Origin of the sequence: Bacillus sp. FSL K6-3149, assembly GCF_038630515.1 — a bacterium.
Lineage (GTDB): Bacteria > Bacillota > Bacilli > Bacillales > Bacillaceae > Bacillus > Bacillus pumilus.
The window spans coordinates 2,468,522-2,491,894 of the sequence record NZ_CP152034.1 but is presented as its reverse complement, the minus strand read 5'-3'; the positions used below and the strand labels follow the sequence as shown (position 1 = coordinate 2,491,894).

The 23,373-nt window shown below is 43.3% G+C and carries 23 protein-coding genes; 2 read left to right on the top strand and 21 right to left on the bottom strand.

The window, feature by feature from the left end; all coding sequences use genetic code 11:
• Positions 1–45: 45 nt before the first annotated feature.
• Positions 46–1,719 (bottom strand): DAK2 domain-containing protein, encoded by a 1,674-nt coding sequence (locus tag MHB83_RS12595; protein ID WP_003212056.1) that lies wholly within the window; start codon positions 1,717–1,719, stop codon positions 46–48.
• Between the two features lie 15 nt (positions 1,720–1,734).
• Positions 1,735–2,097: an Asp23/Gls24 family envelope stress response protein gene (locus MHB83_RS12590; RefSeq protein WP_003211680.1), complete on the bottom strand. Its 363-nt coding sequence runs from the start codon at positions 2,095–2,097 to the stop codon at positions 1,735–1,737.
• 271 nt (positions 2,098–2,368) lie between these two features.
• Between MHB83_RS12590 and rpmB the strand changes: the two genes are divergently transcribed.
• On the top strand, positions 2,369–2,557 hold the full coding sequence (gene rpmB / locus MHB83_RS12585; protein WP_003212514.1) for a 50S ribosomal protein L28: 189 nt from the start codon (positions 2,369–2,371) through the stop codon (positions 2,555–2,557).
• A 69-nt stretch (positions 2,558–2,626) separates the two neighbouring features.
• Here rpmB and spoVM read toward each other — a convergent pair whose 3' ends face one another.
• The 17 genes from spoVM to MHB83_RS12500 form a co-directional block, all read right to left on the bottom strand.
• The gene (gene spoVM, locus MHB83_RS12580) at positions 2,627–2,707 is read right to left on the bottom strand and encodes a stage V sporulation protein SpoVM (protein ID WP_008354550.1); all 81 of its coding nucleotides are present in this window, start codon (positions 2,705–2,707) and stop codon (positions 2,627–2,629) included.
• Between the two features lie 71 nt (positions 2,708–2,778).
• Positions 2,779–3,423, bottom strand: a complete 645-nt coding sequence (locus tag MHB83_RS12575; RefSeq protein ID WP_003210934.1) for a thiamine diphosphokinase — start codon at positions 3,421–3,423, stop codon at positions 2,779–2,781.
• A 60-nt stretch (positions 3,424–3,483) separates the two neighbouring features.
• Positions 3,484–4,134 carry a ribulose-phosphate 3-epimerase gene (gene rpe / locus MHB83_RS12570; RefSeq protein WP_050945061.1) on the bottom strand — a complete coding sequence of 217 codons (651 nt, stop codon included), beginning with the start codon at positions 4,132–4,134 and terminating at the stop codon, positions 3,484–3,486.
• A 3-nt stretch (positions 4,135–4,137) separates the two neighbouring features.
• Positions 4,138–5,034 carry a ribosome small subunit-dependent GTPase A gene (gene rsgA, locus MHB83_RS12565; protein WP_050945062.1) on the bottom strand — a complete coding sequence of 299 codons (897 nt, stop codon included), beginning with the start codon at positions 5,032–5,034 and terminating at the stop codon, positions 4,138–4,140.
• A 12-nt stretch (positions 5,035–5,046) separates the two neighbouring features.
• Positions 5,047–7,002, bottom strand: a complete 1,956-nt coding sequence (gene pknB / locus MHB83_RS12560) for a Stk1 family PASTA domain-containing Ser/Thr kinase (RefSeq protein ID WP_003212486.1) — start codon at positions 7,000–7,002, stop codon at positions 5,047–5,049.
• Complete coding sequence (locus MHB83_RS12555; protein ID WP_226805173.1) at positions 6,996–7,766, bottom strand: Stp1/IreP family PP2C-type Ser/Thr phosphatase; 771 nt, start codon at positions 7,764–7,766, stop codon at positions 6,996–6,998. Before MHB83_RS12555 ends, pknB begins: the two co-directional genes overlap by 7 nt.
• Before the next feature lie 3 nt (positions 7,767–7,769).
• Positions 7,770–8,852: a 23S rRNA (adenine(2503)-C(2))-methyltransferase RlmN gene (gene rlmN, locus MHB83_RS12550; RefSeq protein WP_003212089.1), complete on the bottom strand. Its 1,083-nt coding sequence runs from the start codon at positions 8,850–8,852 to the stop codon at positions 7,770–7,772.
• A 3-nt stretch (positions 8,853–8,855) separates the two neighbouring features.
• Positions 8,856–10,199 (bottom strand): 16S rRNA (cytosine(967)-C(5))-methyltransferase RsmB, encoded by a 1,344-nt coding sequence (rsmB, locus tag MHB83_RS12545; RefSeq protein WP_050945064.1) that lies wholly within the window; start codon positions 10,197–10,199, stop codon positions 8,856–8,858.
• The gene (gene fmt / locus MHB83_RS12540; RefSeq protein WP_342496374.1) at positions 10,186–11,139 is read right to left on the bottom strand and encodes a methionyl-tRNA formyltransferase; all 954 of its coding nucleotides are present in this window, start codon (positions 11,137–11,139) and stop codon (positions 10,186–10,188) included. Before fmt ends, rsmB begins: the two co-directional genes overlap by 14 nt.
• A gap of 5 nt (positions 11,140–11,144) precedes the next feature.
• A complete protein-coding gene (def, locus tag MHB83_RS12535) occupies positions 11,145–11,627 on the bottom strand; it encodes a peptide deformylase (RefSeq protein WP_342496373.1) in 483 nt (160 codons plus the stop codon).
• 15 nt (positions 11,628–11,642) lie between these two features.
• Positions 11,643–14,051: a primosomal protein N' gene (gene priA, locus MHB83_RS12530; RefSeq protein WP_340989439.1), complete on the bottom strand. Its 2,409-nt coding sequence runs from the start codon at positions 14,049–14,051 to the stop codon at positions 11,643–11,645.
• Positions 14,048–15,265, bottom strand: coding sequence for a bifunctional phosphopantothenoylcysteine decarboxylase/phosphopantothenate--cysteine ligase CoaBC (gene coaBC, locus MHB83_RS12525; protein WP_065097254.1), 1,218 nt, complete (start codon positions 15,263–15,265; stop codon positions 14,048–14,050). Before coaBC ends, priA begins: the two co-directional genes overlap by 4 nt.
• Positions 15,266–15,382: 117 nt before the next feature.
• Entirely contained in the window at positions 15,383–15,586 is a 204-nt protein-coding gene (gene rpoZ / locus MHB83_RS12520) for a DNA-directed RNA polymerase subunit omega (RefSeq protein ID WP_003211647.1), read from the bottom strand.
• A 3-nt stretch (positions 15,587–15,589) separates the two neighbouring features.
• Positions 15,590–16,204, bottom strand: coding sequence for a guanylate kinase (gmk, locus tag MHB83_RS12515; RefSeq protein ID WP_003212381.1), 615 nt, complete (start codon positions 16,202–16,204; stop codon positions 15,590–15,592).
• Between the two features lie 9 nt (positions 16,205–16,213).
• Positions 16,214–16,483 (bottom strand): extracellular matrix/biofilm regulator RemA, encoded by a 270-nt coding sequence (remA, locus tag MHB83_RS12510; RefSeq protein WP_008344898.1) that lies wholly within the window; start codon positions 16,481–16,483, stop codon positions 16,214–16,216.
• Between the two features lie 76 nt (positions 16,484–16,559).
• On the bottom strand, positions 16,560–17,435 hold the full coding sequence (locus tag MHB83_RS12505) for a YicC/YloC family endoribonuclease (RefSeq protein WP_003211878.1): 876 nt from the start codon (positions 17,433–17,435) through the stop codon (positions 16,560–16,562).
• A gap of 83 nt (positions 17,436–17,518) precedes the next feature.
• Positions 17,519–20,194, bottom strand: a complete 2,676-nt coding sequence (locus tag MHB83_RS12500; RefSeq protein ID WP_212045852.1) for a calcium-translocating P-type ATPase, SERCA-type — start codon at positions 20,192–20,194, stop codon at positions 17,519–17,521.
• Between the two features lie 164 nt (positions 20,195–20,358).
• Here MHB83_RS12500 and MHB83_RS12495 point away from each other — a divergent pair, with 164 nt between their 5' ends.
• Entirely contained in the window at positions 20,359–22,068 is a 1,710-nt protein-coding gene (locus tag MHB83_RS12495; RefSeq protein WP_342496372.1) for an NFACT RNA binding domain-containing protein, read from the top strand.
• A 30-nt stretch (positions 22,069–22,098) separates the two neighbouring features.
• Here MHB83_RS12495 and MHB83_RS12490 read toward each other — a convergent pair whose 3' ends face one another.
• Entirely contained in the window at positions 22,099–22,602 is a 504-nt protein-coding gene (locus MHB83_RS12490) for an NAD(P)-dependent oxidoreductase (protein WP_003211818.1), read from the bottom strand.
• On the bottom strand, positions 22,583–23,368 hold the full coding sequence (locus MHB83_RS12485; protein WP_342496371.1) for a sirohydrochlorin chelatase: 786 nt from the start codon (positions 23,366–23,368) through the stop codon (positions 22,583–22,585). The genes MHB83_RS12490 and MHB83_RS12485 overlap by 20 nt, the downstream gene beginning before the upstream one ends.
• Between the last annotated feature and the right edge of the window lie 5 nt (positions 23,369–23,373).

Here is a 23,373-nt window from a genome sequence, read left to right as displayed (position 1 = left end):
AAAAATTGCAAAAGAAGAAGAAGGGCTTTATTTGCCCTTCTTTCGTTATTCGACAGCCAAAATATATGAATAAAGCGGCTGTTTTCCATCGTGGACTTCAACTTCTATATCTTCAAATGTTTCTTCAATAAAGGCTTCTAACTCATCCATCTCTTCAGATGATGCATCTTCCCCTTTAATGATCGTAACAATCTCATCATCTTCTGTCACCATTTTGGTCAAAAGTTCTTTTGCTGCATCTAATTGATTTTTCGCAGTTAAGGTAATTTTTCCGTTAAAGAGACCCATATAATCTCCTTTGGCAATGTCGATTCCATCAATTTGGGTATCTCTCACCGCAAAGGTAATTTGGCCGCTTTTCACGTGGTCAATCGCTTCTAGCATCGCCGCTTCGTTGTCTTCATTTGAAGCTGCTTCATTGAGAGAAAGAAGTGCCGACATTCCTTGAGGAACGGTCTTCGTTGGAATGACAACAACCTCACGACTCGAGACAGTTGCCGCCTGTTTCGCTGCCATGACAATATTAGAATTATTAGGTAAGATAAAGACGGTTTCGGCATGTACGCTTTCAATTGCTGTGACAATGTCTTCTGTACTTGGGTTCATCGTCTGTCCGCCTTCAATGACGACGGAAGCTCCGATACTTTTAAACAAGTCAGCAATTCCTTCTCCCATTGCGACACTGACGACTCCAAAGCGCTGTTTTTCAGCAGCAGGTGCCTTTGGTGCAGCGGGCGCATGTTCTTTTTCTTCGTTCACAATCGAGCTATGCTGCTCTCTCATGTTTTCAATTTTCATATTGATCAGGCTGCCGTAGCGCTGTGCATAGGATAAGACATCTCCAGGCTGCTCTGCATGAATATGAACTTTCGCCAGCGTTTCATCAGATACCACAAGAAGTGAATCTCCGAATTCGCTTAAGTCTTCTCTGAAGGCATTCTCATCAAAGGACTGTTTCTCTTCTTCAAATTTCACCATAAATTCAGTACAATAACCAAATTCAATATCTTCAGTGTTCATATGGCTTTGTGCACTTTTATGATGCTCTGCACTGACAAGTTCTTTTAACGTTGGCAAAGAGGACGCTTTCAGATGGAGGTCCTCTCCTCTTAATGAAGCAAGGAAACCTTCATATACGCAGAGAAGTCCCTTACCTCCACTATCGACAACGCCTACTTCTTTTAAAACAGGAAGTAGATCTGGCGTTCGATCAAGTGATGCTCTCGCTTCCTCAATCGTTAACTCAAGAACGCGGTCAATGTCATTTTCGGTTGCTGAAACAGCAACCGCTTTCTTTGCTGCATCCTTTGCGACCGTTAAGATGGTCCCTTCAATCGGTTTCATCACGGCTTTATAGGCTGTATCAACACCGGCCTGCAAGGCAAGGGCAAATTCTTTGGCGTCAATCGTCTCTTTTTGTTCTATATTTTTACTGAAACCTCTAAAGAGCTGTGATAGGATGACGCCTGAGTTTCCTCTTGCGCCCATCAATAGCCCTTTTGACAAGGCCACGCCGACCTTCCCAATATGATCGGTATTTGTTTCTTCAACTGCTTTTGCCCCTGAAGTCATTGACAAATTCATATTTGTCCCCGTGTCTCCATCTGGCACTGGAAAAACATTTAACGCATCCACAATTTGTGCGTTTTGAGAAAGATGGTGAGCACCTGCAAGAATCATTTTTGCAAATGAGCGGCCATCAAGATTTCTAATAGACAATATATTTCCTCCTTACTACGGGTTCGTAACTCTTACTCCTTGTACATAAATGTTGACCGAATCAACAGAAAGTCCAACTGTGTGAGAAATCGTATATTTGACTTTCGTTTGAACATTATGTGCGACTTCTGATATTTTTGTACCGTAGCTGACGATGATGTACATATCAATATGAATGCGGTCTTCTTTTTGACGCACAAGAACACCCCGGCTGAAGTTCTCTTTACGGAGAATATCCGTCAAGCCGTCCTTGATTTGATTTTTGGACGCCATCCCAACAATACCATAGCAATCGATCGCAGCGCCTCCTGCCACCATTGCAATGACTTCATTTGATATATCAATTTGTCCGTATTTCGTTCTAAGTTCAATGGACACATTGGTTCCCCCTTTTTGAGAAATTGCCCTGAGTTATCACTATTTTACTATAAGACCCTTCTTTTTAAAAGAAATCATTCAATCCGACCCAATCCTACTTATACTATAGCCTTGATTTTTTATCAAGATGTCAAGGTATTTTTCTTGAAAGAGGAGTAAACAATCCTTGCAAACCCCTTGAAGCTGTGGTAAATTATTAAAGTATCTTGAGGCATCTCTAAGTACGTATATGAAGAATATGATGATGTTTTCGCAGTTAGGAGGGAAACAAATGGCACGTAAATGCGTTATTACAGGCAGAAAAACAAAAGCTGGGAACAATCGTTCTCACGCAATGAACTCTACAAAACGTACATGGGGCGCGAACCTTCAAAAAGTTCGTATTCTAGTGGACGGTAAGCCTAAAAGAGTATATGTATCAGCTCGAGCTTTGAAATCTGGTAAAGTTGAGCGTGTATAAGCAAGAGTAAACGCCTGCTACAATAACTTGTAGCAGGCGTTTTTATGTGGAAATAAAGGAGATTACTCATTAATCTTTCTTAAATGAACCAAGCATCGCACGGACAATGCCGCCAAGAAATCTAGGCAGTTTGATTGTATAAAATTTCATTTTGTCCCCCTCCTAAAAGTACCGCTTGCAGCACAATTGAGCTTAATCAGCCATCCACATTGATAGGTTGGTCAATCTTTGCTTCTTACCATTATTAATATGCCTTCATGAAAAGAAAAAGTACCATTTGAGTGGATGAGTTCGTTACTAATACATAGTGTGGAACCAGGCTCAATATGACAATTTTTCAGAGGATATTTGAAACCTTTTAACGTCAGCTTTTCAACCGGTGTTCCAAAGGGTAAAAACGATACATATTTTTTATCCTGATCTTCTTTTATTTCGTATGTACCAGGTTCAAACATTTGAATGATATTTTGTTTGTCTACAAGGGTGATATTCTGCTTGTGCTGAATCCCTTTGTAAAGAAGATGGATATTTCCTAGAAAATGATCCGCCCTTCCTCCTGTAATACCATAGATGTAAATATGTGCTGGGTGCTGACTTAGTGCCCAGTTCAGTGCAAGCTCTAAATCGGTTTCATCCTTTTCAGCTTGAAATACATTCAGAGCAGGCAATTTCTCTTTCAGCTCCCGAAGCTCTTTTTCTGTCACACTGTCAAAATCACCAAAGGCTTTGGCAGGGGTAATACCGTGCTCTAGTAAGAAGAGGGTTCCACGGTCTACGCCAATCCAGAGAACATCCTCTTGTGATGCTTCACGTTCAAGTGGCGGGATGTATTCAAAAGGACCGCCGGCTACGATATGTATGTGCATGATACACGCTCCTCTCCATGTAAAAAGAACCAAAGATCACAATGACTTTGGTTCCTTCCTTTACGCTTCTCGAATTGCCTGGATCGCTGCTGCGCGGTTTTCTTTACCATATACCGCAGAGCCCGCTACTAGTAAATTAGCGCCTGCTTCTTTGCAACTCTTTGCAGTCTCTACATTGACACCGCCGTCTATTTCTATTAGTAAATCGGTTAAGCCCTTTTGTTCACTCAGTGCTTTTACTTCTTTTACCTTCGTGAGGACAGATGGAATAAATGCCTGTCCCCCAAAACCAGGGTTCACTGTCATGAATAACACAAGGTCCACATCTTCTAATACATGCTCAATGTGAGAAACAGGTGTGTGCGGATTCAAGACGACCCCTGCTTTTACACCTTGTTCTTTCATATGTTGTATTGTTCGGTGTAAGTGCGGACAAGCTTCCACATGAACAGAGATAATATCAGCGCCTGCTTTTGCGAATGCAGGAATATACCGATCTGGCTGCTCAATCATTAAGTGAACATCAAGCGGAAGACGCGTATGTGGTCTGATCGCTTCAACGACATTTGGCCCAAATGTCATATTCGGAACAAAATGACCGTCCATGACATCGATGTGAATGTAGTCTGCACCGCCTTGTTCCACATCACGGATATCTTTCTCCAAATTGGCAAAATCTGCTGATAAAATGGAAGGGGCAATATAAACCATGATTTAGTACCTCGGCTTTCTGTCTTTGATTTCAGTTAAAAACTCTAAATAATGCTGATAGCGATATTCTTTGATTTGATCATGCTCGACCGCATCTTTTATCGCACAGCCAGGCTCTTTCACATGCAGGCAGCCTCGAAATTTGCAATCTGCACTCCGGTCTCTAATATCTAAAAAGTATAGACCTAGATCTTCTGCTTCGATGCCAGTAAATTCGAGCGAGCTAAAGCCCGGAGTATCTGCAATGAGCCCGTCTGCTGTTCGAATGAGTTCAACATGTCTTGTCGTATGCTTTCCTCGTCCGAGATGGGATGAGATATCATCTGTTTTCAGCGCCAATTCAGGACTCATCGCATTTAAAAGGGAGGACTTGCCTACACCAGACTGACCGGCAAATACCGTGATTTTATTGTGAAAATGCGGGGTCAGCTTCTCAATGCCATCTCCTTCAATCGTAGAGGTTAAATGAACCTCATAACCAATTTGCCGATAGTCGTCTGCATATGCCTTGATGGTTTCACGCTCTTCGTCTGTTTTCAATAAGTCAATTTTAGTGATACAGATAATCGGCTCAATATGATTGGCTTCTACAAGCACTAAAAATCTGTCTAAAAGTGAGGTGCTAAAGGCTGGTTCTGCCGCTGAGAAAACAAGTACCGCTTGATCAACGTTACTAATAGGCGGACGAACAAGTTCGTTTGTCCGTTCTTTTACTTCTAATAAGTAGCCTTCTTTATCATTGTCTGCTTGATACACGACGTAATCGCCAACAAGAGGTGTAATTTTGTTTTTTCGAAAGATGCCTCTCGCTCTGCACTGAACTACTTTTCCACTCTCTTGCGACTCATCCAGCACATAGTAGAATCCGCTTAATGCTTTAATAATTTTGCCCTCAGGCATAAAGTCCCTCCTTTATTCATCATCAGGGTATTCGATCGTTTTCGAGCTGACGACTTTATCATCAACCGTCACTTGATAATATCCTTTTTGACCTGGTTCAATCTTAAATTTAATGGTCCGTTCAGTCGGCGCAGTGATTTTAAAGCTTTCGTATGAATCAGAGATGCTATGCTCCGCATCATCAATGGAAATTTGGACATTCATCTCCTGCCCTTCCGCTTCTGGTTCATAAGGGATCTCAATCTTTTCAGTTACCGTTTTAGCTGGTTTTTCCTTCGGTCCAAGAGAGAATGTAATCTTGACCGTATCACCTGGTTTAACAGCCGTTCCTGCTCCTGGTTCCTGCTTCATGACCTCGCCTTTTGGCACATCGTCAGAATGCGCTTCTTTTTCATCGAGCTTTAAGCCGTTATCCTCTAAATAATTCGATGCCGCTTGCTTACTATACGTCGTTAAATCACGTAATGTAATATCGGCAGGACCTATGCTGACAGTCAACGTAACTTCTTCATCTGCTGCTACAAGCTCAGTATTCGCGGAAGGACTCTGTTCCATGACAATCCCAGACTCGGTGTCATTATCATTCACTTCCTCCACAACGACCTGTTTAAATCCTTTTTTCTCTAATATTTCTTTTGCTTTATCGACCTTTTCGCCTGTAACATCAGGTAATTCAGTCTTTTCCTTGCCAGTACTTTCGTAAAGCTGAATCTCTGTTCCTTCTTTGACCTTTGTGCCGATTTTCGGGTCTGTTTTGACGACGAGACCTTTTTCAATTTTCTCATCAGCGATCTCTATTGACTCCGAAGCGACGGTAAACCCAGCTTTCTTTAAGGTATCTTCTGCTTTTTCAACCGTCATGCCAGATACATCTGTGACTTCCACATCTTTTGGAAAAAGCAGCCCCGGAAACACAGTGATGGCTAAAATTGACGCAGCAGTCAATATAAATAAGATGGATGCCACAATCCATGGCCATTTTTTTCGTTTCTTTTTCGGCTTTTGTTTTTCTTTTTTCTTCGGTTTTTGAGCCGGATGGACGGCTGTTTTTTCATTGTCTTGATCGATTTGATGATCTTGAATGATTGGGATTGCTTTCGTTGCTTCATGGTCTTCTTCAATAACAAAGCGTTTTTCTTTTAATCTGGCTGGATCGAAAGCGGTTTTTAAGTCTTTTTGCATTTCAGATGCATCTTCATATCGATAAAATGGATCTTTGGCCATCGCCTTTAAAATGATGTTTTCCACGCTTTGTGGAACAGAAGGATTCCATCTTCTCACAGATGGTGGCTCGGATTGCAAATGCTTCAGTGCAACACTGACAGCCGATTCTCCTTCAAATGGCATGCGTCCTGAGATGAGTTCATAGAGCACAATCCCAAGTGAATAGATGTCTGATTTTTTCGTTGCAAGACCCCCGCGTGCTTGTTCTGGAGACAAGTAGTGCACGGAGCCTAGGACAGAATTTGTATGGGTAATGGTCGCTGAGCTGAGTGCCATGGCAATCCCAAAATCAGTGACTTTGATGTTCCCCATATTGTCTATTAATATATTGTGAGGCTTAATGTCTCGGTGGACGAGCTGTTTCGCATGGGCTTCTTCCATCGCCGCAACGACTTGCTCCATGATGCGAACGGCTTCTTTCGGATGAAGCGGGCCATTGGCGTGTATGTATTCTTTCAGCGTCATCCCTTCGACATATTCCATGACAATATAATAAATGTCATCTTCTTCCCCAACATCGTAGATGCTGACAATATTCGAATGATCTAAGCTTGCAGCTGACTGCGCTTCCCGCCGGAAACGTCTAATAAAATCATCATCGCTCGCAAAGTCAAACCGCAAAATTTTAATCGCTACTTCGCGATCTAAAATCATATCCTCCGCCAAATAGACGTTGGCCATTCCGCCTCCGCCTATGACGCGAAGAATCTGATAACGGCCGCTGATCCTTTTTCCGATCAACACTTGCTGTCACCCTCCTCTGGCTGGGAGGAGATTTCTAACAGTACTGCTGTAATGTTATCTTCACCGCCGTTGTCATTCGCTGTTTGTATTAACTCTGTTACTTTTTCCTCTGGCGCGGTCGTTTGCGTTAATATATGAGTCAAATTCTCTTCTTCTACTTTATTCGATAGACCATCTGAGCAAAGCAGGATTTGATCTCCTGGGTCCACTTCAAAAGTACGTGCATCAATTTGAACCTGTTTATCTGTTCCTAATGCTTTCGTGAGCACATTTTTTCTTGGATGATATTCTGCATCCGCTTTTGAAATTTCACCTGTTTTCACAAGCTCATTCACGAGTGAATGATCATCTGTTAATTGGGTCAGCGCTCCTTCTCTTAGCAGGTAGCAGCGGCTGTCTCCAATATGCGCAATTGTGACCGTTTGCAAATGAACGAGCGCGCATACAATAGTCGTCCCCATTCCTTGGCACTCCTCATTGTTTTGCGCATGTTCATAAACTTGGTCATTAATGTCACTGATTTTTGAGATTAACCAGCTTTCTTGATCGGCTGGCTTTTCTGGAATTGAAGATGTTTCTTCCCAGTATTCTTTTAAAGAAGAGACTGCCATCTTGCTGGCGACATCACCAGCAAGATGACCTCCCATGCCGTCTGCTACAACAGCGAGAAGTGAATCTTCTTTTGCTTCAAAAATACCTGCATCATCTTCATTATGCTGACGGACTTTTCCTGTATCGGTAAGAAAGGCTGCCCTTATCAACATTCGTCACCTCGTCTCTTCCTGACGCTCCTTCGCTCTTAGCTGACCGCAAGCAGCATCAATGTCATGGCCTTGCTCTCGTCTAATCGTTACGTTTACGCCTCGTTCTTTTAGCGTTTTTTCAAATAGGAAGATTTGTTCTCTAGGTGTTCTCACATAATCTCTCTCTGGTACATAGTTCACCGGAATGAGGTTCACGTGGCACTTGATTCCTTTTAATAGGTCTGCAAGTTCTTCTGCATGGTGAACTTGATCATTTACTCCGCCAAACAGGCCGTATTCAAAGCTGACACGTCTACCCGTCTTTTGAATGTAGTATTCGATGGCTTCCATTAATTTTGGCAGCTTATATGCCTTATTAATCGGCATTAGGCGGCTTCTGATCTCTGTGTTCGGTGCGTGCAATGACACAGCAAAGTTGATTTGCATTTGCTCATCAGCGAATTGATAGATCTTTGGAATGATTCCGCTTGTCGAAACCGTAATATGGCGTGCACCAATATTTAAGCCATGATCATGGTTGATGATTTTAAGGAAAGCAAGCATTTCTTCAAAGTTATCAAACGGTTCGCCAATTCCCATGATGACAACAGAGCTGACTCTCTCGTCTGTTTCGTCAAGTGCCTGCTGTACTTTTAATACTTGTGCAACGATTTCTCCGGCTTCAAGGTTTCGTTTTAAACCGCCGAGTGTAGATGCACAGAATGTACAGCCAATTCTACAGCCAACCTGTGTTGTCACACAGACAGAGTTTCCATATTCATGACGCATAAGCACTGTTTCAATTGTATAACCATCATGCAGTTCAAATAAAAACTTGATCGTTCCGTCTTGAGACGTTTGTTTGATCACGGTTTTTAATGTTGTGATTGTAAATTGATCTTTTAATTTTTCTCTTAAATCTTTGGAGAGGTTAGACATTTCATCAAAGGATGTCACACGTTTCTCATAAAGCCACTCAAAAATTTGAGCTGCGCGGAAAGGCTTTTCGTCTTGTTCTTTTAACCATTCTTTCATTTCGTGAAGCTCAAAAGAATAGATCGACGGCATATCTGTTTTCAGTTCTTTTCTTACTTTTTGTTCTGTCATTTTTTATCCCTTCTTTCTCATGCTGCAAATAAAGAAACCATCTGTTCCGAAATAATGAGGAAGAATTTGCACACTTCCGTTTTGAACAAACGGAGCAACCTGCTCAGGCAGCCGTTCATTAAGAGATAGATCGGGTTCGAAGTCTTGGTGTTCTTGTAAAAACGCATGAATCACTTGTTGATTTTCTGTTGGGTCCATTGTACATGTACTATATACAAGGGTTCCGCCAGGCTTTAAAAGCGGAGCTGTTTCTTTTAAGATTGCCTGCTGAATTGCAGCTAGCCTTGCTGAGTCTTCTGGAGACTTTGTATATTTCATATCTGGTTTTCGTCTAATGACACCAAAACCAGAACACGGCGCATCAATCAGAATCCTGTCAAATGAAGCTTCGCTGTAATCGTCTTTTGCTTTCCTTGCATCAAGCGCTTTTGCTTCGATCTGAGTAAGGTTCAGGCGTTTTGCTGCTTGTTTGATGAGTTTCACTTTATGTTCGTGCAAATCAAGTGAAACAATTTGTCCTTCGTCGTTCATACGCTCTGCGATATGTGTTGATTTTCCGCCTGGAGCCGCACAGGCGTCAAGCACAGCTTCTCCCGGCTGAGGGTCTAGTGCTCTTGCGACAAGCATTGAGCTTTCATCTTGAATGGTCACATAGCCTTCTTGAAAAGAAGGGGTTGAAACGATGGACCCTTTCATCAGCTTAAGTGCATCTTCTGATAAATCGCCAAGCTCCGTTTCAATTCCGGCATCCAGCAGTTCTTGCTGCAGTGCTGCGCGGTCCGTTTTCATTCGATTGACACGAAGGGTTTGCTTTGGCGGTACTAAATGAATGCGGCACATGCTTTCTGCCGCTTCAAATCCGTACGACTGAACCCATTCCTGCACGAGCCATAATGGGTGGCTTGTCTCAATCGAAAGCCGCTTGACTGGATCTTTGATGTCATCAAAAGCCGGAACGCCTTCTCTTTGCACGGATCGAAGAACGCCGTTCACAAGTGAAGAAATGCCCTTGTGCCCTCTCTTTTTCGTTAGCTCAACCGCTTCATGGATGGCTGCACGATCTGGAATCTTTTCAAGGTAGACCATTTGATAAAGAGACATCCGCAAAAGCTGCATGACCCACGGAGCCACCTTTTGCGGTTTTTTCACAAATGGTGCCAGCATATAATCTAATGCCAGCTTGTTTTGTAGTGTACCGTACACAAGCTCTGTTAAGAGCGGTTTGTCCTGATCTGCCAAGTCTTTGTCTTTCATAACTGACTGCAAAAGCAAATTACTGTAAGCTTGGTTTTGTTCGAGTTTGATTAAAGCGTCCAGCGCTACTTCTCTTACATTACTTTTCTTCATTCATTAACCCTAATTTCTGTCCCATTTCGATATTTGCGCCTCTTAGGAAGTCTTCGCCGCTCATCTTTTTCTTACCAGCTGGCTGCACACCTGTTAATAAAAGGCCTTGTTTATTCCCAGTTCCAATGACTGGACCTTCTTTTTGAAGCTCAATCACTTTCCCAGGTTCTTCTTGCGTTTCGAGTGGAACTTTTTTCGCTTCCCATACTTTTAGATGAGCCCCGTTCCATTCAGTATAGGCAACTGGCCACGGATTTAAGCCGCGAACTTGGTTGTAAAGCTCTTCTCCGGTCTTTGTCCAGTCTAACCTTTCCTGCTCTCGCTTTATATTAGGTGCATACGTTGCCGCTTCTTCATTTTGCGGAATTGGAGAAATAGATCCGCTCAGAACATTCGGCACAGTATCTTTCAATAGTGCGGCGCCTGCTACACTTAATTTATCATGTAATGTACCGACATTGTCTAATTCGTCGATTTCCACTTCTACTTTACTGATCATGTCCCCTGCATCGAGCCGTTCCACCATGTACATGATCGTGACGCCTGTTTTCTTTTTGCCTTGAAGGATCGCATAATGGATCGGCGCGCCCCCTCTTAGTTCTGGCAGCAGCGAGGCATGTACATTGATACAGCCGAACTGAGGTTCATCTAGTAATCGTTTTGGTAGAATTTGTCCAAATGCCGCCGTGACAATTAAATCTGGCTTTAAGGCAAGCACTTTATCAATTTCTTCATCAAGGCGTACCTTTTCAGGCTGCAAGACCGGAATGCCGTGCTTTAAGGCTTCTACTTTCACAGGAGGCGGCGTGAGTACTCGTTTTCTGCCTTTCGGGCGATCTGGCTGCGTGACGACCCCGACAACTTCGTATCCTTCTGTTATAAGTGTCTGCAGCACAGGTACTGAGAAATCAGGGGTTCCCATAAATACAATACGTGCCATTTTCTTCACCCTTCCATTTCCGCAAGTTCTTTTTCTGTATAGGTTTGAATGATTTTCGACGTAAATAATATGCCGTCTAAATGATCAATTTCGTGCAATAAGGCTCTTGCTAAAAATCCTTCTGCTTCTATTGTAAATGGTTTGCCTTTCTTATCAAAGGCTTTTACCTTCACATAGCTCGGTCTTTCTACTGTGCCGTATAAAGATGGAAAGCTCAAGCAGCCTTCAAGATCTGTTTGACTTCCTTTCACTTCAAGAACCTCGGGATTCACTAAATCAATTCTGCCCGTTTCTTCTCCGATATCGACAACAGCAATTCTTTGTGAAATGCCGATTTGTGGTGCTGCTAGTCCGACTCCATCTAGCTCAAGCATTGTATCATACATATCATCAAGCAGTTTTTTGAGCTTTTTATCGAACGTATCGACAGGCTCTGCCTTTTGTTCGAGTACTTCAGCCGGATGCATGACTATTGGTTTGACTGCCACTTAAAGCCCTCCGTTTTACATCATCATATATGGATTCATATCTATTGAAATCATCAATTGTTTTTGTTCCATTTCCTTTTGATAATGATCTTGTATTTTCCGTAGTAAACTTGCCAGTTCATTTTCCCTTTTGTATTTTATCACGCATTGATATCGATATCTATCTTTGATCTTAGCGATTGGTGATGCAGCCGGACCAAGAATTCTTGTATTCGGTGCACAGTTCATTTTTAGGAACTGAACAATTTGATCCGTGACATGCGCTGCCTTCGTCACTTCCTCATGTGATACTGTCACCATCGCCAAAAAGTAATACGGCGGATAGGACTGGTGGCGGCGATGCAGCATCTCCTGTTCATAAAAGGCTTCGTAGTCATGCTGCTGCGTTAATTCAATACTATAGTGAGAAGGCGTATACGATTGAATGATCACAGAGCCCGCTTTTTCATGTCGTCCTGCCCTGCCGCTGACCTGCGTGAGAAGCTGAAATGTTTTTTCACTTGAACGGAAATCAGGGATATGAAGAGACGTATCCGCACTTAGAACACCAACAAGTGTGACATCTGGGAAATCTAGCCCTTTTGCAATCATCTGCGTCCCGAGCAAAATATCTGCTTCTTTATTGCCAAAAGATGTGAGGAGCTTTTCATGAGCACCTTTACGCGACGTTGTATCCACATCCATTCGGATGACTCTTGCCTCTGGCAGTACTTTTGTCAGCTCTTCTTCTACACGTTGTGTACCCGTACCAAAATAGCGAATATGCTCACTATGGCATTCTGGACATTCAGCTGGCACCGGTGCCTCGTGACCGCAATAATGGCATTTCAGCCGTTTTTGATAGCGGTGATAGGTGAGAGAAATTTCGCAATGAGGACATTGCTCCACATATCCGCAATCACGGCACATCACAAAGGATGAATAGCCCCTTTTATTCAGAAATAAGACGGCTTGTTCTTTTCTTTCAAGCACTTCCTTTAATCTGAGCATTAATTCTTCTGAAAACATGGACCTGTTGCCATTTCTCAATTCTTCTCTCATATCAATTAACGAAACGTGCGGCAGCTGCTGCTGGTTGACTCGGTTTTTGAGCGTCAGCAATGTAAACACGCCTTTTTTGGCACGCGCGTAGGTTTCAAGTGAAGGAGTTGCACTACCTAAAACAACTGGGCATCGATGCCTTTTGGCTCGTTCAATGGCGACGTCCTTGGCATGATAACGAGGCATTTCCTCTTGTTTATAAGAAGATTCATGCTCTTCATCTATGATAATCATGCCTAGATTTTCAAATGGTGCGAAAACAGCCGATCTCGCGCCCACGACAAGTTTGACTTCCTTGCGGTGGATTTTCCGCCATTCATCATATTTTTCCCCTGTCGATAATCCGCTATGAAGTACAGCCACATTTGAACCGAATCGTTCTTTAAACCGCTGAACCATTTGAGGGGTTAACGAGATTTCTGGAACGAGGACGATCGCTTCTTTTCCTTTTTGTAGGGCATGATCAATCGTCTGCAAGTATATTTCCGTTTTACCGCTTCCTGTCACCCCGTGCAGCAGAAAGGTTTCATGCCGGTCATCACTGACTGCTTGATGTATATGTTTTGCCGCTTCTGCTTGTTCTGGCATAAGGTCAAGTGAAGCAGAAGGTGTAAATGCCCGGTCACGATAAGGATCCCGGTAGACCTCTTCATAGCTTTCTGTTAGCAGCCCTTCTTGAATAAAGGTTTTAAGCGATTGAGAACTCGCGCCTGTTTGCTGCTGCAAGTCTTTCGCTAAAAAGGTCGTCTCACTCGCTTGAAGCAAAAAGGAGAGCAGAGCCTTTTGTTTCACCGCATTTTTTTTCAGCTGCTGCTGTTTTTCTTCAAGCTTATCTTTTGATGCAGCTAGTTGGAGCGTGCGCACTTTTTTCTTTCCAGATTTTTGGGAGACGTGATACCTTACCTCTAGATGACCTTTTTGGACATGCTTTTGAATCTGTTTTAGTTGTTCGGCTGGGATGTCAGCGTAAAGAATGCTATCTCGCTGACCGAAAAGCTCTTTCAATGACTGCGGAAGTTCTTCATCTGACAACACTTGAATTTCTTTTTCATACTTCGCCTTCATAGCTGCAGGCAGCATCGATTGAAGTGCCGTAATGTGATAGGACAATGTTTTTTCCGTCAGCCAGTGGGAAAGCTCCAATAGCTCATCTGTCAGAACAGGTGATAAGTCAAATAAATCGACAATGTCCTTTATGCTTCCTGTTTTTACGTCTGTTTCTTCTTTGACTTTTGTCACAAACCCTTGAATCTTCCTCGGGCCAAAGGGAACGACCACCCTCATTCCCGCTTTGACGAGATCTTTGAATCGATCTGGTACACGGTAATCGAATGGCCGGTCAATGGCTTTCGTTGTGACATCTACGATAACTTCAGCAATCATGCGCGATCACGCTCTTTTGGCAACAGCTGTTTTGCCTCCTTTAAGATTTCAAAAGCGAGGTCTTTTTTGCTCATCATCGGCAGTTCTGTTGTTGTACCATCTGCTTTGATGATTGCTGCTACATTTGTGTCTGTGCCAAAGCCTGCACCTTCTTTTGTGACATTGTTGGCCACAATCATATCTAAATGCTTGGATTCGATTTTCTTTTTCGCATAATATTCTACATCCTGCGTTTCAGCTGCAAAACCGACAAGCACTTGATGCTCTTTTCTTTTCCCCAGCTCTTTTAAAATATCTTTTGTCCGGGTGAATTCAATTTCTAAGCCGCCGTCCTGTTTTTTCATTTTATGAGGATATGAGGTCACAGGGGTATAGTCGGCGACTGCTGCTGATTTAATGACAAGGTCCGCTTCCTCGTACACAGCTAATGCGGCTTGATACATGTCCTCTGCCGATTCAACGTGCACCACATGTACATGATTAGGTGCCGTTAAAGAAACAGGTCCTGAAATAAGCGTGACATCAGCCCCCATTTGCTGCGCAGCCTCTGCAATTGCATAGCCCATTTTTCCTGACGATCGATTTGTAAAGAAACGCACAGGATCGATGACTTCTCGTGTAGGTCCTGCTGTCACCACGACTTTTTTACCTGAAAGCGGTAAGTTTTTTGGCTCTTCGAAAAATGCACGGATGTGCTCAACTATTTTTTCAGGCTCCTCTAATCGCCCTTTTCCAATATAGCCACAGGCTAAATAACCTTCACTCGGTTCAATAAACCGGTAGCCGTCCTCATATAATGTGCGAATGTTCCGCTTTACAGCCGGGTGATCATACATATGCACATTCATAGCTGGTGCGATCCACACAGGAGCAGTTGAAGCAAGTAAGGTCGTCGTGAGCATATCATCTGCAAGCCCTGCCGCCATTTTACCAATCGTATGTGCTGTTGCAGGGGCAACAAGAATGAGATCGGCCCAGTCAGCTACGTCAATATGCGCAATGACTTTTGGATTGTTTTCTTTAAATGTATCCACATACACCTCATGTCGAGACAGAGCTTGGAAGGTAAGCGGAGACACAAACTCACGAGCAGATTCCGTCATAATCACTCTTACATTTGCGCCCGCCTGTACGAGTTTACTAGTAAGTGCAGCTGCTTTATATACGGCGATTCCTCCGCTGACGCCGAGCAAAATATTTTTTGACTGTAACATTTGTTTGTCCCCCTTAACGGCCTTTTTCACAAATTCGTCTACAATTCAAAAAAGTCAAAACCAATCATAGTTTTGACTTTTTTGAACGTATCGTATCTGCATAGCAGAAGCGATGTGTTATTCTTGATCCTCTTTTTCAAATGTCAAAAGACCGGCATCGATTTCTTCAAGTGCTTTACCTACAAATTTGTAAGATTTCGTATTTTCGATTTGCTGATCTTGGTGGATCTGCATTTCACGTGCACGGCGTGCAGATACTGTCACAAGTGTGTATTTTGAATCAAGTTTGTTCATCAATGAGTCAATTGAAGGATCTAACATAGTTTATTCTACCCCCAGCATTTTTTTATATCTTGGTGCGACTCTGTCTCTGCGCAGGTGTTCTGCAAGGACGATCGCTTTGATTCTTTCACAAGCAAGCTCGACATCATCGTTTTCCACGACATAGTCGTAAGCATCCATCATTTCAATCTCTTCTTTTGCAGCAGCCATTCGATTTCGAATGAGCTCCTCAGACTCTGTACCACGTGTAATGATGCGGTTCTGAAGTTCTGAAAGACTAGGCGGTGCAAGGAAAATAAAAAGACCTTCTGGGAATGCTTCTCTTACTTGAAGTGCACCTTGCACTTCGATTTCAAGGAAAACATCTTTTCCTTCGCTTAATGTCTGTTCTACATAGTCAACAGGCGTGCCGTAATAATTCCCGACATACTCTGCCCATTCTAACAGCTTTTTGTTTTCAATCATATGTTCAAATTCTTCCCTGGATTTAAAGAAATAATCGACACCATTTCTTTCACCTTCACGCGGTTTACGTGTTGTCACAGAAATTGAGTATTCAAATTTCGTATCTTCCTGGGAGAAAATGGCTTGTCTGACCGTTCCTTTTCCAACTCCCGAAGGTCCAGAGAGAACGATTAAAAGTCCTCTTTCTTTCATAATGGCGTATTACCCCTGCCCTTCATCTATGATTTCTTCTTTTACAGAAAGTCTTTGCGCGACAGTCTCAGGCTGAACGGCAGATAAGATGACATGGTCACTGTCCATAATGACAACAGCACGGGTTCTTCTTCCGTATGTAGCATCTATGAGCATGCCTCGATCTCTTGCGTCTTGTATCATTCGTTTAATCGGTGCTGATTCCGGACTGACGATCGAAATCATCCGATTCGCTGAAATGATGTTTCCAAATCCGATATTGATCAACTTTATGGTCATCTTCTAACGTCCCCCTGTATTATAAACGTCTCTAGTCTCGCCGAAAGAGACGTACTGTAAACAGCATACACAATGACTATTCTATATTCTGCACTTGTTCTTTTATTTTTTCAATAGCACTTTTCATTTCAACCACCAGCTTAGTTAAATGATGATGGTTCGCTTTTGAGCCAATGGTGTTCACTTCACGGTTGAGCTCCTGTACAAGAAAATCAAGTTTTCTGCCAGCAGCACCGCCTTGCATCAAGATTTGCTGGAATTGCTGAAAGTGACTTTTCAATCTCGTAATCTCTTCTGTAATGTCACAGCGGTCAGCAAAGATCGCAGCCTCTGTTGTCAATCTGCTTTCGTCAAGCGCCTCTCCGATCCATTCTTGCAATCGCTGATTGAGCCTGTCTTTATACTGACTCACAACCTCTGGTGCAAAGACTTTGATTTCTTCTGTATAGGCCTCTAATTCAGAAAGCCTCAGCTCACAGTCTTTTTGAAGTGATGTTCCCTCCTGCTCTCTCATGAAGCAAAGCTCCTTGACAGCCGTTTCACAAGCTTCCATCAGCAATTGCTCTAATTGCTCATTTCGGCTAGCGGATTCTTCTACTTGAACGGCATGCTCCAGCCCCAGTAAGTCATGTGCATGCTGAATGCCTGAAATGTGATAGCGTTTCTCGAGATCTTTTGCGGCTTTCATGTATTCATCAAGCAGCGGCCAGTCGATCTGCAAGGACCGGCTTGCTAGTTTACCGCCTTCAATCGTAACAAACAGCTCAATTCTACCGCGCTGCACGTGACGAAGAATGATTTTTTTTAATGTGTCTTCGAAATATAAAAGCGGCCTCGGCAAACGGGCATGAACCTCTTTAAAACGGTGATTGACCGATTTTAGCTCAACTGACACTGTCAGTTCTCCATCCGTTTTACTCGCTTGGCCGAATCCCGTCATACTGCGTATCATGTCAAAACACCCAATTCTTTCATATTAATAAAATGAAAAAGGTAATAGCAGACACTATTACCTCAAAATTATACCATAACGAATTATTTTTTTCTTGTCAAAAGTGATCCTGCCAGTAAAAAAGTTGGCAGTGCAGACATACCGATGATCAGCAGCCAATCAATTGGTGCAATCGCCACCGTTTTGAAAATCGGCTGAAGCGGCGGATAATAAATGACCACAAACATCAGTAAAAGTGATGACAATACCGCACCGATTAAGTAGAGATTCCCGAATGGATTGCGTTCAAAGATGGATCGTTCACTGCGGCAGTCAAATACATGAATGAGCTGCGCCAACACAAGCGTACTAAATGCAACAGTCTGTGCATATGGCAGGTTGTTTGGATCACGGTGATACACAAACATAAATGCTAAAAGGGTCGCAAGTCCAATGAGGAACCCTCTAGATACAACCTTCCAGCCGAGCCCTCTAGCAAAAATCCCCTCTTTCATATTCCTCGGCTTCCTTTTCATGACATCGCCTTCTGGCTTATCCATACCAAGCGCCATCGCCGGGAGACCATCTGTGACGAGGTTGACCCATAAAATTTGAATAGGAACGAGAGGAAGCGGAAGCGCTAGAAGCATCGCAAACAGCATAACCAAAATTTCTCCCACATTTGATGCGAGCAAATAGCGAACAAACTTACGAATGTTTTCATAAATATTTCGGCCTTCTTTAATGGCCGATTTAATGGTCGCAAAGTTGTCATCAAGTAAAATAAGAGAGGACGCTTCCTTGGCTACGTCTGTTCCAGTGATGCCCATGGAGATACCGATATCTGCTTGCTTAATTGCAGGCGCATCATTGACCCCGTCACCTGTCATCGCTACAATATGTCCATTTTTTTGATAGGCCTTCACAATTCTCAGCTTATGCTCCGGTGATACCCGTGCAAAGACGTATACATTTTCAGCCGTTTGCTCAAGCTCTTTGTCACTCAGCTGATCCAGCGCTTTTCCGTCGAGCACCTTTCCTTGCTTTGGTAAAAGGCTCAAGTCTTTTGCGATCGCTTTGGCTGTTTCCACGTGATCCCCTGTAATCATGACTGTTTTTATGCCCGCATCCCTGCACTCTTTAATCGCTCGTCTCACTTCAGGACGAGGCGGGTCGATCATGCCCTCTAGTCCGATAAAAGTTAAATCAGTTTCAGCCTGCTGGACAGTGGTGATTGTTTCGGTCAGACCAACTTTTTTATACGCAATGGCAATCGTTCTCAGCGCCTGTCTTGCTAAACCTTGAATCGCAGCCTCTGTTTCTTGCCTGTGAGTGGCTGAAAATGAAGCTGTGCGTCCGCCGTGCATGATATGGCTTGAACGGTTCATCAGGACATCCGGCGCACCTTTTGCAATGACGTACCGCTCTTTTTGATTCGTTTCGACGACGACTGACATCATCTTTCTTTCTGAATCAAAAGGAAACTCTTCTACCACGTGAAATCCTGCTTCGATGAATTGCTCTGTAAAACCCGCTTTACGTGCTGCGGTGAGAAGTGCCCCCTCTGTCGGATCACCATCAAGCCTCATTTCGCCATCTTTTTCAACGATGGTCGATGTATTACAAAGCGCCCCATATAATAACACCTTTTGCAGACTTGGATGTTTGTCTACATGGACAAGTTCTCCGTTCAAGGTGAAATCACCAGATGGCTCATAGCCCGTACCAGAAATATTCCACGTTTTGCCCTCTGCCCATACATGGGTCACAGTCATTTTATTTTGCGTCATGGTTCCTGTTTTATCTGAGCAAATGATCGACGCGCAGCCAAGAGTCTCCACCGCCGGGAGCTTTCTGACAATCGATTTTTGTTTGATCATCCGCTGCACTCCTAAGGAAAGTGCGACGGTAACAATTGCCGGCAGGCCTTCGGGAATGGCAGCAACCGCAAGTGATACTCCCGCCAGGAACATATGATACAAATCATGTCCTTGCACAACGCCAAGAACCACAACGAGCACCGTTAAAAATAAAGCAGCCACAATGAGGATTTTCCCCAGCTGTTCGAGACGTCTTTGCAGTGGTGTTTCCATATTCCCTGCAGCATCCAGCATACCGGCAATTTGTCCCATCGCTGTATTCATTCCTGTACCAATGACAACGCCCACGCCGCTTCCTCTAGTGACAAGCGTCCCCATAAAGGCCATGTTCGTCAAATCTCCAAGCGAGACATGATTGCTAGAAAGCGGACTTGCGTGTTTGACTGCTGGGATGGATTCGCCAGTGAGAGCAGACTCCTCGATTTCCAGACTCTTTGTTTCTAGTAATCTAATATCTGCCCCAATCCGGTCTCCGCTTGAAAATTTCACAATATCCCCTGGCACGAGATGTTTAGACGGGATCTTGATCCATTCATGATTTCTCCTTGCATACACATGTGGGGTTGATAATTCCTTTAGTGCTTGAAGGGATTTTTCCGCCCGGCGTTCTTGATAAAAGCCGAGCACTCCATTAATCAGAACAATCGCTACAATGGCTACTGCATCAATGTATTCGCCTAGAAAAGCAGAAATGATCGTTGCTGCAAGCAAGATTAACACCATAAAGTCTTTAAATTGCGCTAAAAAAATGATCAGAGCTGACGCCTTTTTCCCTTCCTGCAATTCGTTTGACCCGTGTTTTTCAAGCCGTTTTTGTACATCTTTTTCTGACAGTCCGTCACCTATCGATGTATTCATTGTTTTTAATAAATCGGTTTGGTTCAGTTCATGCCAATTCATTTGACCTCGTCCACTCCTCTTTTGTTCTCTCTCATATGCAGTGTTCTATAAGCCAGTTTATTCAGACTCGTCCTAAATCATGCTATAATAATAAGACTGCCTAAAGAACGAGAAATGGAAGGTTCTTTCAGTAGATTTGTGTGAAAGAAGAGGGTGTATCCAACATGTCATTTGACGGCATTTTTACATATGGTATGACAAATGAATTGCAAGAGACATTAACTGGTGGAAGAATTTCAAAAATTCATCAGCCATATAAGCACGAGCTGATTTTTCATATCCGGGCAAACGGAAAGAATCATAAGCTCCTTTTATCCGCTCATCCGAGCTATGCTAGAGTGCAGCTCACAGAGCAGCAATATGACAATCCAAGCGAACCTCCAATGTTTTGTATGCTCCTTAGAAAGCATCTTGAGGGCGGATTCATTGAGCGTTTTGAACAAATTGGATTTGACCGTGTGATCGTACTTCATGTACGAAGCCGCAATGAAATTGGCGACGAACAGACGCGAAAGCTCTACATTGAAATCATGGGAAGGCATAGTAATTTGATTCTTGTCGAAGATGATACGCAGCAGATCATCGATGGCTTGAAGCATCTTTCTCCATCTGTAAACAGCTATCGAACAGTGCTTCCTGGGCACGAATACCTTCTGCCGCCTGCGCAGCAAAAATTAAATCCGTTTGCAGTAACGAAGGACGATATTTTAAAGCATTTACGCTTTCAAGAAGGAATGATCACAAAGCAAATTGTCGATACATTCTCTGGGGTTTCTCCGCTGTTTGCAAAGGAAGCTGTACACAGGGCCGGTCTTGCCAATCAGGAAACAATTCCAAATACACTAGTCGACATGTTCCAGCTGATTCGCATGCATTCCTTTACCCCGCAGCTGACAAGAAAAGATGGGAAGGAGTATTTCTATTTATTAGAACTACAGCATGTCCAAGGCGAGATGAAGACATTCGACTCTCTCAGCCAGCTGCTTGACCGCTTTTATTTCGGCAAAGCTGAAAGAGACAGAGTGAAACAACAAGCTTCTGACCTTGAACGGTTTGTCGTAAATGAAAAAAAGAAAAATGAAAACAAGCTCAAAAAACTAATCAGAACCCTTGAAGAATCTCAAAATGCCCATAAATACCAGCTCTATGGCGAATTGCTAACAGCCAATTTATATGCCATCAAAAAAGGGGATAAAGAAGCGACTGTCATCAATTATTACGATGAAGATGGCGGAGAGATCACAATACCGCTCAAAACAAACAAAACCCCTTCTGAAAATGCGCAAGCATATTTCACAAAATATCAAAAGGCAAAAAATGCAGTAGAAGCGGTCAATGAGCAAATTGAGCGGACGCATGAAGAGATTGCTTATTTTGATGAGTTGATTCAGCAGCTGTCCTCTGCCTCACCGAAGGATTTAGAGGAAATGAGAGAAGAGCTTGTTGAAGGGAAATATTTACGCGCCAAACAAAAGCGCAACGCCAAAAAGAAAAAAACGGCGGCCATTCAGCTTGAAACGTATGAATCGTCTCAAGGGATTCCGATATTAGTCGGAAAAAACAACAAACAAAACGAGTATTTAACCACAAAGGCGGCTGCCCGTGACGATATTTGGCTGCACACGAAAGATATTCCTGGATCACATGTCGTCATCCGTCATCAAACGCCTGACGAACAGACGCTACTTGAAGCGGCTCAAATCGCTGCCTACTTCTCGAAGGCAAAGGAGTCGAGCTCCGTTCCTGTCGATTACACGAAAATCCGGCATGTGAAAAAACCAAATGGAGCCAAGCCCGGATTTGTGACGTATGATCAACAGCAAACATTATTTGTCACGCCTGACGAAGATGTGGTTCTTAAGCTGCGAAAATAATAAAAGCCGATAAAATCCTTTCAAGAGATTTTATCGGCTTTTTCTTTGTTGTTTTTTTCTTTCGATATAGAGAGCATCAAGTGCATCTACATCCTCTTGTTCAAGCAATGTCTCAATTTCCGCAGCCAGCTGTTTTGTCCGGGCTGGGCTTGCACCGCTTGTAGAGACTGAAATCGTCACTTTCCCTGCTTTGACCACCTTTGGCACGATCACATTGCCAAGCTCTGATTGGCTCACACAATTCACAAGCTGGTGAGGCCGTGCTGTTTGTGCAATCCATTCATTTACCACCGGATCATTTGTAGCAGCGACAATGAAAAATGCATCCTCTACATCTTGAGCTTCCACTTTCTTTTCTTTCCAATTCAGGTTGTATGTATCAATGAGACGCGCCATCTCTTTAGAAATATCAGGACTCACGATGGTGATATGGCAAGGCTCTATGCATAGCACCTCTGCCCTTCTTGCGGCTATTTTTCCACCGCCGGCGATGAGCACTTGTTGATTGGTTAAATCAAGATGGACTGGAAGCATGGCTTTCTCCTTGGAAATGAAACACATCGTCTTTGTTTAAAATGGTTTCTTGCACGCGTTCAATATAAGCTGCTTTTACATGCGGATGAAAGCCAATATACCGGCATACCCGGACGTCTTTCAGCCTCTCTCTCGCCTGAGCCGCTTCGCTTTCAATCTCTTTCATTAAAATACCCGTAAACAACAAGTAAGGAACGAGATAAACAGGCGCATCATCATCTGCTGTTAATTGCGCAAGAACATCTCGGTAATTTGGCTCACATGCTGTAATAAAACATGGCAAGACCTCAGCAAAAGGAAGCAGGCGCCGGACATCGTCCGCAATGCCAAACACATCTCGCTTCACATCTGGATCAGAGCTTCCGCGGCCAATTAAAAGAATCCGTGCTTCCCCGCCTTGATATCCTGCTTCTTCAATTCTTGCAGCAACTGCTTTTGTCACTTCTTGATTGACCCCAATTGGTTTCCCGTATGTGACATTCACTTGCGGGTATCGTTTTTGAACTTTCTCAATCTCAACTGGAATATCTGATTTAGCATGCATAGCAGTTAAAAGGAGGAGCGGGACGATCGCAATGTGTGTAGCTCCTTTGTTCACACAGGCTTCAAAGCCTTCCTCTATAGAAGGGGCTGTTAGTTCTAAAAAACAAATTTCTTGTATATCGGCTTCTACTAATGGCATACAGCTTTTCATAAAAGAAATGGCTTTATCTTGTGCTTCTTTTACCCTGCTTCCATGCCCAACATAAAGTACAGCTTGTTTCATGCGGC